This window comes from Aquimarina sp. 2-A2, from assembly GCF_045505135.1.
GTDB lineage: Bacteria > Bacteroidota > Bacteroidia > Flavobacteriales > Flavobacteriaceae > Aquimarina > Aquimarina intermedia.
The window spans coordinates 236,022-248,493 of the sequence record NZ_JBJKFI010000001.1 but is presented as its reverse complement, the minus strand read 5'-3'; the positions used below and the strand labels follow the sequence as shown (position 1 = coordinate 248,493).

Here is a 12,472-nt window from a genome sequence, read left to right as displayed (position 1 = left end):
TCAAAACTTTAAGCGTGTTGCGATCATCTCTAAAAACTCTTTATTTTTTCTCTGACCATTTCCGTTACCTTATACAGTAAGATAATTTCAAGAATAATAGTGGGCGTAAGCATAAACATTCCTACTATGGATAATAACACAGTGACCATGAAGCCGTAGGTGATTAACTCAAATACTCCGGTGACTAAGGCAATGGTTCCTAAGCTATCTTTAAGGCGCAGTACTGCTATACCAAATAAAATTCCAATTACCCCGTACGTAATCGCTTCGGCACCTAAAATAAATTGATAATCTAAACGCATTGTGTACAGCGAAACAATATCATATAGATAAAAAAGTACGCCGATACAGATAAAAATAAAGGCTGTTATGCGTAACAGATAATTGTTTAAAATTTTACCGGTAACGACAAATCCTCTCGTGAATAAAACCAACGATATCAAGCTGATAAGTTTTATTACAATATACATGCTTTCAGTGACCACTAATTGATCGTCATTGTAGCGATAATATTCTATATACAGTTCGGCGAAGCCCAATAAAAAATATACGATACCGCTTATCCAAGCTATTCTTAAATGATTTATTAAAAAGGATGCTTTTTTTGAATCATCAATTTCCAAAAGCATGAGTTTTTTGAATCCACTTGTCAAAGGAGAGTCTTCTTGTGCTATCGATTCCAAATCGTAATCCAAGGCTGATAATATAGTCTTAATAGTATAACTACGCGGAGTAACCTCTCCGGCTTCTATACGTTGGATAGTGCGCACACTGATGTTACATTTGTCTACGAGTTCTTCTTGGGTAAATCCTTTGCGTTTACGAAGTTCCGAAATTTTTTGTCCTAATGCTGGCTGTTTCATGATAAATAGAGTACTTAATAAGCATTCATTATCCAAGGCATGATTGTTATTAGATGAATGAGACGCTGTATTCATTTTGTTAAGCAATACTACTATTCATGAGTTGAAATCCCAAAAAATGATTCGGTATTAAACCCGACATTCACATGACATTCCTTTAGTTATAGGCTTTATCGATGGTTAAGGGGTTACCACACTTTTAAAATCCAAGGGTTCCAAAACCTTAAGGGCACGGTCAACAGTCGTTATTTTTTCAAAAGTAAGCAACAGTCGGAGACCATTTCGTGTTTTCTTTTCTTTCATTTTAACTTGATGGGGATGTGTCTGTACAAACTGTAGTACTTTTGTGAACGTAGTACTTTGATAAAAACCTGACTGCTGGTCACTAATAAAGTAGCCGATAAGTTTTCCTTGCTTCATAATAACCTTCTCCAATCCAATCGCAGTACTGATCCACTTAATTCTGACAGAGTTTAATAAATCAGTTGCTGTATCCGGTAATTCTCCAAAACGATCCACTAATCGACTTTCAAATGCTTGGAGCGCTGCTTCAGATTTGATGCTATTCAGTTCGGTATACAAATTAAGTCGTTCTGTGATATTGTTAATGTAATCGTCAGGGAATAACAATTCGAAGTCAGTATCTATCTGCGTATCTTTAAGATATACCTTATCCTTTTTCTCGTCTTGATACAACTCGGCAAATTCATTTTCTTTCAGTTCCTCGATAGCTTCATTTAAAATCTTTTGATACGTATCAAATCCAATTTCGTTAATAAATCCACTTTGTTCACCACCTAACAAATCGCCCGCACCTCGAATTTCGAGATCTTTCATAGCAATCTTGATTCCGCTACCTAATTCAGAAAATTGTTCAAGGGCGGTAATACGCTTACGGGCATCATCGGTCATGGCAGAGTAGGGTGGCGTGATAAAATAGCAAAAAGCTTTCTTATTACTTCGTCCTACACGACCACGCATCTGGTGCAAATCAGACAAACCGAAGTTATTGGCATTGTTAATAAAGATCGTATTGGCATTAGGTACATCCAAACCACTTTCAACAATAGTAGTTGAGACTAACACATCAAACTCACCATCCATAAAGGAAAGCATCAAATCCTCTAGTTTTTTACCCTCCATTTGTCCGTGACCCACAGCAACTTTTGCATCAGGAACAAGACGCTGTATCATTCCTGCAACTTCCTTAATGTTTTCGATACGGTTGTGAATAAAGAACACTTGTCCGCCACGCTGAATTTCATAACTAATAGCATCCCGAATTGTTTCTTCTGTAAATCGAATTACATTGGTCTCAATAGGATAGCGATTGGGAGGCGGCGTAGTAATGGTCGATAAATCTCGCGCAGCCATTAAACTAAACTGCAAAGTACGTGGTATCGGCGTTGCTGTGAGTGTTAAGGTATCTACATTTTCTTTAATTGTTTTCAATTTATCTTTTACGGCTACTCCAAATTTTTGTTCCTCATCAATAACAAGTAATCCAAGATCTTTAAACTTTACATTTTTATTCACCAGTTGATGCGTTCCAATGATGATATCTATTTTACCATTGGCAAGCTCTTCAAGCGTAGTTTTCTTTTGCTTTGCGGTTTTAAAGCGATTGACATAATCTACCGTTACCGGAAAATCTTTTAGCCGTTCTCTAAAGGTTTTGGCATGCTGAAAGGCAAGTACCGTCGTTGGAACTAACACCGCCACTTGTTTACCGTTATCGACTGCTTTAAAGGCTGCGCGAATGGCAACTTCAGTTTTACCGAAACCAACATCTCCACACACCAAACGATCCATAGGGCGTTCACTTTCCATATCCGCTTTTACCGCTTCTGTAGCGGTACTTTGATCCGGAGTGTCTTCGTAGATAAAAGATGCTTCCAACTCATGTTGCATATAACTATCCGGAGCGTATTTAAAACCTTTTTGCGTACGGCGTTTGGCGTAGAGCTGAATCAAATTAAACGCAATATGCTTTACCCGGGCTTTGGTTTTCTGCTTTAAGGTTTTCCAGGCTTTAGAACCTAATTTGTATACCTGCGGTGGTTTACCATCTTTCCCGTTAAATTTTGATATCTTATGAAGCGAGTGAATGCTGAGGTATAGAATATCACGCTCCCCATAAATTAGCTTTATGGCTTCTTGTTTTTTGCCTTCGACATCAATTTTTTGCAGTCCACCAAACTTACCGATACCATGATCGATATGGGTTACATAGTCCCCCACTTCCAGATTCGTCAATTCTTTAAGTGTAATCGCCTGCTTTTTAGCGTAGCCATTTTTTAAGTTGAATTTATGATAACGTTCAAAGATTTGATGATCCGTATAACAAACGATATTGGCATTGTCGTCTATAAAACCCTGGTATGCAGAGAACACGATCGTTTCGTACTGCTTGACATCCAGATCAGAATCATCAAAAATATCATGAAAACGTTTGGCCTGTTGTTCACTAACGCAGAAAATGTAGTTTTTATACCCATTTTCATGATTTTCATTAAGATCCTGAATCAATAAATCAAACTGTTTGTTAAATGATGGCTGAGGTCTAATAGCGTGTTTTACAATATAATCAGCTTTTGTCAGCGGTCGCTTGTCTAATTCGACCAAAGTAAAATCTAAGAGCTGTTTTCGTATGATTTCAGAAGAACAGAAAAGCTCCTCGGGAGTACCTCGTTTTATTTCGTCAGATAATTTTTTAAAAGCCTCGGTTGCTTGTGTAAAATTCTTATCAATACGTGCAGAAAGTACCTCAAGATCTTTAGTAAAGATGACCGTTTTTGATGCAATATATTTTAAAAAGCTTTCCCGTGTATCTTGAATTGATTTATTTTCGACATTCGGAATGATGGTAATTTTTTTAGCCTGTTCTGTCGATAGCTGAGTTTCTACATCAAAGGTCCGAATCGTATCTACTTCGTCTCCAAAAAACTCAATACGGTAAGGTTCATCATTACTAAATGAAAATACATCGACAATACCCCCACGCACCGAAAATTCACCCGGTTCGGTCACAAAATCTACACGTTTAAATTTATATTCGAATAAAATTTCGTTAACAAAATCCAGCGAAACCGTATCGCCGATTTTTATTTTCAGCGTATTTTTTTCAAGTTCTTTTCGGGTAACAACTTTTTCGAATAACGCATCGGGATAGGTGATAATCAGCGCCGGTCTTTTACGCGAATTGATACGGTTAAGCACCTCGGCACGTAGGAGCACGTTAGCATTATCAGTTTCTTCAATTTGATAAGGTCTGCGATAACTCCCAGGATAAAAAAGTACATTTTGATCTCCTAATAGTTGTTCGAGATCATTGAGGTAATACGCGGCTTCTTCTTTATCATTAAAGACACAAAGAAACGGCTGCTCTGCTTCTTTAAATGCATTAGCAATTGTAAAAGAAAGGGATGAGCCGATAAGACCTTGTAAATGAATATTGAATTCAGCATCGGATAGCGCCTTTTGCAGTTTAAGCTGTTGCTGAGACTGTGCATAGAGTTGCGTGATCGAAATTTTACTCACGTATTCGGGTTTTAAAAGCAAATATAACACTCTTTACAACTTCGTAGGAAAAGAAATATCCCATTAAACGTATTCTTAACATCTGTTTATCGAACTGTAAATATTTGATGTGTAGGAGTAGACAAGAACCAGAGAGACAGGATCCAAGGAATAACGCTATTTGACAAACATTTGACTCCGCTGGATGTGTTATTTTAGTAATAGGTTTTGAAAGAATTGTCAAGTCGAGCGGAGTCGAGACCTCTATGTTTCAAGGAATATATAACATATAGGCAATCTCTGTTCTACTAAATACTCCTTGCCCTTTTAAGGGAAAGGTGGCTAAGCGAAGCGCGGTCGGAAAGGGTATTTTTGAATACCGAATACCGAATGTAAAATGAAAAAGTTTAAAAATAAAATTTTAAAGTATTGCATGGGTGATACTTATATGAAGCAGGAATCAAAAAACAGATTAAAAATAACCTTTGTATAACGCACCCTCTCCGAATTTATCGTACCTCCAAATTCACCTCTCCCTTCCAAGGAGAGGAGCTAATATTGAAAGAAAGAATAGTGAAAAATTAGTGATTTAAAAGACTAGTAAGGGTTGATGAAAAAAACTCCTTACCCTTTTAAGAGAAAGGTGGTCAAGCGCAGCGCGGTCGGAAAGGGTGTTTTTGAATATCGAAAATATTGATGTATCACGTAAAAAACCATGTCAATGGCCAGTAGTTATTAACCAATACTTCAAGTTAACTACTAAGAAGCAAAAAATTCACTTTATCAAATGCTAAAGTATGCTTAAAGCCCCATTCTACTCCATAATAAATGCAGATATTGAATCAAAATAAGAAGCAGAGTATATGAAAAATGAAGCGTTTGACGTTTTTGTAATAGGTAGTGGAATTGCAGGGCAGGTAGTGGCCGAAACTTGTGCCGATCAGGGACTCAAAGTCGCTATCGCGGATCGGAGAGAATATGGCGGAACTTGCGCGAATCGCGGCTGTGATCCTAAGAAGGTGATTTTAGGGATTACGGAGGTCATGCGATCGGCTACCAAATTAAAAGATAAAGGGATTACAAAGCTACCAACCCTGTCCTGGGAAGATCTCCAACGCTTTAAATGTACATTTACAGATGCTGTGCCTGCGGCAACCGAAAATGATCTTAAAGATAAAAATATCACGCTCTTTCATCAATCTCCCAAGTTTATCAATGAGACGACCTTGTCTGTAGAAGGGAAAACAGTGACTGCACAAAAAATAGTGATTGCCACAGGGTTAATACCAAGACCTCTTGATATCGAGGGCGGTGATCTTGCCCTTTTGAGTGATGATTTCCTGAATCAGGATAGTTTACCCGATAGTATGATTTTTATAGGAGCTGGTTATATTGGGATGGAATTTGCGCATATGGCATCGCGGTTTGGTGTCGACGTAACGGTGATTGATCGTGGCGCACGTCCGTTGTCAGCTTTTGATAACGATATGGTAGATTATCTGGTCAAAGCATCTGAGGAAATCGGAATCAAATTTATCTTTAATGCCAATGTAAAACGCATTGAAGCACTGCAAAAAAATAAAAGAGTACACTATACGGTTGATGGCAAAGAGGCCAGCGTTAGAGCCGAACTTGTATTTAATACCACAGGAAGAATTCCATCTATCAGCGAATTGGCATTGGAAAAAGGCAATGTATCGTATAATGATAACGGAATCGAAGTTGACACCTATTTACAAAACACCAGTAATGAAAACGTATATGCCTGCGGTGATGTTTCTGATCATGCAGTGCCGTTAACGCCTTTCTCAGGAAATGAGGGTGATGTGGTAGCACAGAATATTTTGGACGGTAATTCGACCAAAGTCCGTTTTCCCGTAACACCGTCGGTAGCCTTTACACTACCTAACATCGCCTCGGTAGGTCTATCAGAAACTGAAGCACGTAAACAATATGATAATGTGACCGTACTTAATCGCAGTGCAGCCAAGTTCTATAATGCCAAGCGTGTAAACGAACAGTTTTATGCCTACAAAACTATTGTGGACACTGATACTGACAAAATTCTAGGCGCCCATTTACTCGGACCCGAAGCCGGTGAAGTTATCAATCTATTTATGATGGCTATTCAGCAAGGCATTACTACGACCAAATTAAAGGAGATGATTTTTACGTATCCTAGTTGGGGAGGAGATATTCAATATATGGTATAAGGTTCTTTAGTTCGTAGTCAGAAGCCACTAGAGACAAGTTGTAAAAACATTCTCATATACTCTACTATTTAAAAACCTCTCGATTCCGCTCAAAGTGACATTGCAACAGTAGATTTTAAAAGGATTGTCAGGTCGAGCGGAGTCGAGACCTCCATGTTTCATCGATCACACAAGATATAATCGTTCCCAATTATTCTACTAAAAACTCCTTGACCTTTCAAGGGAAAGGTGTCTGAATGAAGTGAAGTCGGAAAGGGTGTTTCTTTGAAATATAAAGCCTCTAAAATTTTATAATTACGATGATCTAACCATCTCATGTTAAAAACTTTGTTAATAAGGCTAGTAAGCTTTTAAGTCCTATTCTCAATTCTTTTTATACTTTAGTCAAACCCCTAGTACACAATACCCCACAACATTACGGAAATACAGGTTAAGATTGCGATTAATGTGATAGCTGAGACGAGCGAAACTTTTTAACTGAATATTTAATCTAATTTATCTGGATAAGATTAAAGAAATAAATTGTTGTAGATGATTAAAAATGATAAGTTGAATGAAAGTATTGAGAAGTTAAACGTAGCTGCTACTAAATACAAAGAAGTTGCAGATCTCTTAGTTGATGCAGAATCCAGAAATACCGCTGGTGCAACTATTCGCTATTTAGAAGATCTTAAAAATTCTATTGAAAGATTCCCATTGGCTGCGAATTATGCCAGTACCCTTAATTCTGACATTACAGGTTTATTAAAATCATTTATTATAATCGATCAGTCAACAACTGCGACAGTTATAAAAGAGAATGAAGACCTATTTCGAAATAAAATGAAAGATCACAATCATTCTATTTTATCTTCTTTAAATCGAGCAAATTTCAATTTCAATTTTTTTGTCAAACTTGACTTTTTTACTGATAACATTGTCGCTATTGGTGCGAATGGAAGTGGTAAAACGAGTTTATCGAATAAGTTGAAAGAATATTTACCAAATAGTGGGGTGGTAATATCTGCCCAAAAAGTATTGATTATTCCAACCTTTTACGGTATATCAAATCATTTAGATGCACAGAGGAAATTGTTACATATACAAGAGAACGACAAGACCAATAAAGTGACGTATAGTACTGAATATGGAAATTCTTCATACGATACGTTAAAAAACATGGGAGATGAATTTCAGGTATTGCTCGATAGTTTATTGGCTAAAAATAACTTAGAAATTAACAAGTGGGTCAATTCTTTTGGAAAAGAGAGAATACCAAGGGTGAAGCCGGAAACACTTCTAGACAAAGCGTTGAAAATCTGGAATTTACTAATAGGACATAGGATAATAGAGTGCGATGACGGGATAAATATTACACTAAAATCTCAAGAATGCGATCCTTATCCCGCATATCAAATGAGCGATGGTGAAAAAGTTATATTATATTTAACTGCCCAAGTACTGCAAGCACCAAATCATAGTTTTGTAATTATCGATGAGCCAGAAATGTATCTTCACAAAACCATTCTATCAAAACTGTGGGATATTCTAGAGAAAGAAAGAAAAGATTGCATATTTATATATTTGACTCATGATCTGGATTTTGCAATAAGTAGAACCACTGCTAAGAAAGTTTGGATAAAATCGTACGAACATCCGGACAAATGGGAAATTGAACACATTTTGAGCGATGAGTTACCTGAGCCTTTACTTCTGGAATTATTGGGTAGTCGTAAGAATATACTTTTTTGCGAAGGAAAAGATGAAAACATAGACGAAAAGATTTACAATTTAATTTACCCTGAATACACTATCGTTCCGGTAGAAGGTTGCTTCAATGTGATTAACTATACGAAAGCATTTAATAAATTGAATAATGTAACAACGAAAGCTTTTGGGATAATTGATTCGGATCATCATAATGATGCTCGTATAAAATCTCTTAAAAAACATAATATATTTAGTATTCAGGTGTCCGAAGTGGAAAACTTATTATTAGATCTTGAATTTCTCAATGACCTAGCAAAGCAAATTTGTTTAACAGAAGACCCTTCAGATTTATTAGAACAACTGAAGAATAAAATTATGAATCAGTTTGAAAAAGACATTAGCATACAAGCATCTCATTATGTTGCAGCAAAAATAAATTATTTTTTCACAGATAGTAATATGAGTAAAGGCGAAAATCTTGATAGTTTGAATAAAAACTACAAAAAGTTTGTGGACCAAATAAAAATTGAAGAATGGTATTCTGAGAGAGTAAAATTTTTAATGAATGTTGTTGAAGCCAGAGATTATCAAACAGTTTTAAAGGTTTACAATAATAAGGGTTTGAAAAGTAAGGCAAACGAATGTTTTAAAATATCGGATTTCATAAATAGAGCTTTAAATTTTATCCAGTTTAACCCTAAGAACATACAATACTTGAAAAAACATTTTCCACCTGAGCTTTGATTTCTTGAAATCAAATCCTTTAACCAACAAACACCTTTAGAAACATACCCCACGTAAAGATAAATTTCAAACTTAATTATTCACTTTTAAAACCAAAACGGTATGTCAAAAGACAATTATGACAGCAAGCAAGCAGTGCTTGCAAAAATTACTAATGACCAAATTCAAACTCCGGGATTACCCATAGATACCGCCTTGCAAGAGGCAGAGGATCTGTACCACTGGGCAAGCGAAGACCAAGAAGCTCTCACCAACGTCGGTCTTGATTTAAAAACGTATGTAACCGATTTGCCAGTACGTGCAGGAGCCTTGCGCTATGCACAATCACAATGGTACCTCGAGCGCTATAATCGTGAAGAAGCTCAAAAAGAGTGGGATGAGCAATCCCCAAATGCTTATGCGCTACGTAATGAGCTGCTGCAGGCGTTTCGCTTTGCGTTTCGTAAACGTAGTGATCTCGTACGTCGTGTCGGCGAAGTAGCAGATGGCACAGGTCATGCCGATATGATTCAGGATCTAAGTGATCTTAGTGCCTTAGGTAAAGGGAACGCTGACCTGCTTAAAACAATTAAGTTTGATAACACCTTATTGGACAAAGCAGCCACAGATGCCGATGCTATGGCAGAATTACTTGCCAAAGCTAATGGTTCTGCAATGGATAACAGCGAAGCAAAAGTGACGCGGGATAGAGCGTACACCCATCTCAAAGAATCAGTAGACGAGATTCGTCAAACCGGTAAATATGCTTTCAGAAAACAACCCGAACGGTATCAAGGCTATGTAAGCCGCTATTACCAACGATAATTTTATAAAAATCACGTTCCGGTAACACAAATTGTTACTCCGGCGAGTATGTTATACGTCGCGGGGCACATTTGGTAGCTTCCCGGGACACGTACAGGTCTTCCTGCGTATTTTTAATACGCTCCTGCGAGGGTAGTAACTGTTCCATGGTATCGGATACTTTGTCCTGCCGCCATGGAAGCGTTATAAAGCTCCCCGGAAGGGAGCAATGTATCGCAGGAGCAGTGTATACACTCCCCGGACGATACAAAAACCTCGCCGGAACGTGATTATACCTTACTGGAACATGACTAGTCTTCGCAGGATGGTTCTTGATCCTCCCCGGAGACCTAAAAGCTCCCGAGGGACACTATTTATAGATGCTGAGGTGGTTTTTGATATATTATAAGGCTTAATGCTTTAATTGAACTAGCCTTAGTTGAACGAATTTATTAATTTCACCCCTCGATTGTAGTAGAGGATTGAGTACTATATAAAAAGACATGATGATTTAGAAAGTCAAAAGTTTTTCACGCGTGATTTTTCATGAGAAGCACTAAAAGATCGATTATAAATACTTAAAATTATAAAATCATATTTCATTGAGTCTCAAATAAATTTCAAAACAAAAAAACATGAATTTCAAAACAAAATTGAGTAGCATTACCATTATATTACTTTTGGCAGGATTTGTCAACTTAGAAGCTCAAACCAATCCTAAAGAAATTGTAGAAGAATTTTTTATTGATTACAAAAACGATGGGGCATCCAAAGCATTGGACAAGTTATATTCAACCAACAAATGGATGGAAAGAGCAACAGATGCGATTACAAATTTAAAAAGTCAGCTAGAGAGTTTAAACGAAGACTATGTTGGGAAATATTATGGATACGAATTGATTACAGAAAAAAAACTCGCAGAGAGTTATTTTTTACTGAGTTATCTTGTTAAATTCGACAGACAGCCCATACGATATACCTTTCACTTTTATAAACCAGATGATAAATGGGTTATTTATAATTTTAAGTTTGATGCTAACATTGGTACTGAAATTGAAGAGTCAGCAAAATTGTATTATTTAGATATGAATTAAAATTTGCTAGTTATATCGACACGTTGTTTTCATTTTGTATGCAATCTTTATCACATTTTCTATAGCTCTATAGAAATATCAGTGTTAGTGACGAAGCAAATATTATTGTTAGATAGAACTAGTAAATGTAAAGTTTAAAACTACTCCTTTCCCTTTTAAGGGAAAGGTGGCTGAATGAAGTGAAGTCGGAAAGGGTGTTCTTAATGCTGAATTTAAATTTTAACACCAGAATATAATTATCATTAGCTATCTAACGCCCCCTCATTTTAAAAACTTTGTTCATAGGCCAACAAACTATTAAGTCCGATTTTCAATTCTTTTTGAACTTTCGTCAAATCTCTGGTAAACAATACACTCCCCGGACGATACAAACACCTCGCCGGAAAGTGATTATACCTTACTGGAGTATCGTGTGTTTGCGCTGAGCGACAGCTGACTGTTACAGGAAACCTTTTGGATCTCATTGAACTACCTGGAATCTATGGTGAGAGGATTAATAATGGGCTGAAAGCTCTTAAATGATCTTTCTTACAAGTGCCGTATTGATTACATTATATGGTAAACTGTTTTGCAATTATTACTAACCATGTGTGTAACGCAGATTCACTTTCAAAATAGCGATTTGCGGCCTCAGCAATTTCGCTCCATACCGCTTTGTCATTTATAACCTGTTTTAACTCTTTATAGGTACTGGCTATAATCGTTTCTTCATTTTCTTTGATAAAGAGTTGTACTACTTGTTCATCTGTAAGACCATCTAAATCCGCTTCGGGAAAATATCCGGTAAAAAATTGATAGAGATAGCGGTAGTTATCGTGTAACATTGTTTGTGACAATTAAAAATCCGAAATCAAAGGTAAGCATCACCGCTGATTTCGGATTCATTGTATGCAGGTAAATATTTAGTTAGGATAAGATGTTAGTACATAATATCCGTTAGGAGCATTTGAGCGTTTTTGTAACACTACCAAGAATCGACTTGAAGGAGTAGGGTTTGACTGTCCTCTACGCAATACGACTCCAATATTTCTATGATGCGTGTAATTAAGTGTAAGTCTGGATCCGCTACCATTTAACCAACTGTTGACTCTACTGCTATTCGCATTTATAGCGTTAACGATTACTTGTCCTGCTTGGTTAAGCTCGTTAAACGTACTAGCGGCGCTAATAGAACTGGTGTTGAGACGGTTTTGTAAATATGTTGTTGATTTGGCCACATGACGCTCTATGGTATGTCCACCAAGGCTTTCTTGCTGTCGTAAAAAACTTGCATTTTTTTGTAGTGATGTGTCTGAGGTTTCTTTTACTTCTTGAATTTCTTGTACTTCTTCTGCCTGATAAAGCGAGTCCTTTTCACAAGAAATAAATGATAACGTAATAAAGATACCCGTAAGCAGGGTACGCGTGTACTGGGATAATTTTGAAAAACTCATAGGGTTAGTTTTAAGAATTTATAGCAATGTAAACACAATGTTTTTGTGCTAAGTAAAACTAAGTAACTTTCTGATTGGATCTGGTAGTGACTAAATTACTAATCTGTTACTTAAAAGTTAAAAAAAGAATAGTT

General features: G+C 36.7%; 8 protein-coding genes. 4 read left to right on the top strand and 4 right to left on the bottom strand.

Features of this window, described 5'->3' with window-relative positions:
• Positions 1-29: 29 nt before the first annotated feature.
• Positions 30-938 (bottom strand): helix-turn-helix domain-containing protein, encoded by a 909-nt coding sequence (locus ACJRPK_RS01125; RefSeq protein ID WP_407138041.1) that lies wholly within the window; start codon positions 936-938, stop codon positions 30-32.
• 105 nt (positions 939-1,043) lie between these two features.
• A complete protein-coding gene (mfd, locus tag ACJRPK_RS01120; RefSeq protein ID WP_407138040.1) occupies positions 1,044-4,403 on the bottom strand; it encodes a transcription-repair coupling factor in 3,360 nt (1,119 codons plus the stop codon).
• 842 nt (positions 4,404-5,245) lie between these two features.
• Between mfd and ACJRPK_RS01115 the strand changes: the two genes are divergently transcribed.
• From ACJRPK_RS01115 to ACJRPK_RS01100, 4 genes are all read left to right on the top strand, one after another.
• Complete coding sequence (locus tag ACJRPK_RS01115) at positions 5,246-6,595, top strand: dihydrolipoyl dehydrogenase family protein (RefSeq protein ID WP_407138039.1); 1,350 nt, start codon at positions 5,246-5,248, stop codon at positions 6,593-6,595.
• Positions 6,596-7,126: 531 nt separating this feature from the next.
• Entirely contained in the window at positions 7,127-9,028 is a 1,902-nt protein-coding gene (locus tag ACJRPK_RS01110) for an AAA family ATPase (protein ID WP_407138038.1), read from the top strand.
• A gap of 102 nt (positions 9,029-9,130) precedes the next feature.
• On the top strand, positions 9,131-9,832 hold the full coding sequence (locus tag ACJRPK_RS01105; protein WP_407138037.1) for a hypothetical protein: 702 nt from the start codon (positions 9,131-9,133) through the stop codon (positions 9,830-9,832).
• 614 nt (positions 9,833-10,446) lie between these two features.
• Entirely contained in the window at positions 10,447-10,905 is a 459-nt protein-coding gene (locus ACJRPK_RS01100; protein WP_407138036.1) for a hypothetical protein, read from the top strand.
• A gap of 551 nt (positions 10,906-11,456) precedes the next feature.
• On the opposite strand, the gene ACJRPK_RS01095 is transcribed toward ACJRPK_RS01100, so the two are convergent.
• Both ACJRPK_RS01095 and ACJRPK_RS01090 read right to left on the bottom strand, forming a co-directional pair.
• Complete coding sequence (locus ACJRPK_RS01095; protein ID WP_407138035.1) at positions 11,457-11,729, bottom strand: contact-dependent growth inhibition system immunity protein; 273 nt, start codon at positions 11,727-11,729, stop codon at positions 11,457-11,459.
• Positions 11,730-11,807: 78 nt separating this feature from the next.
• Positions 11,808-12,338: an RNase A-like domain-containing protein gene (locus ACJRPK_RS01090; protein ID WP_407138034.1), complete on the bottom strand. Its 531-nt coding sequence runs from the start codon at positions 12,336-12,338 to the stop codon at positions 11,808-11,810.
• Positions 12,339-12,472 lie beyond the last annotated feature (134 nt).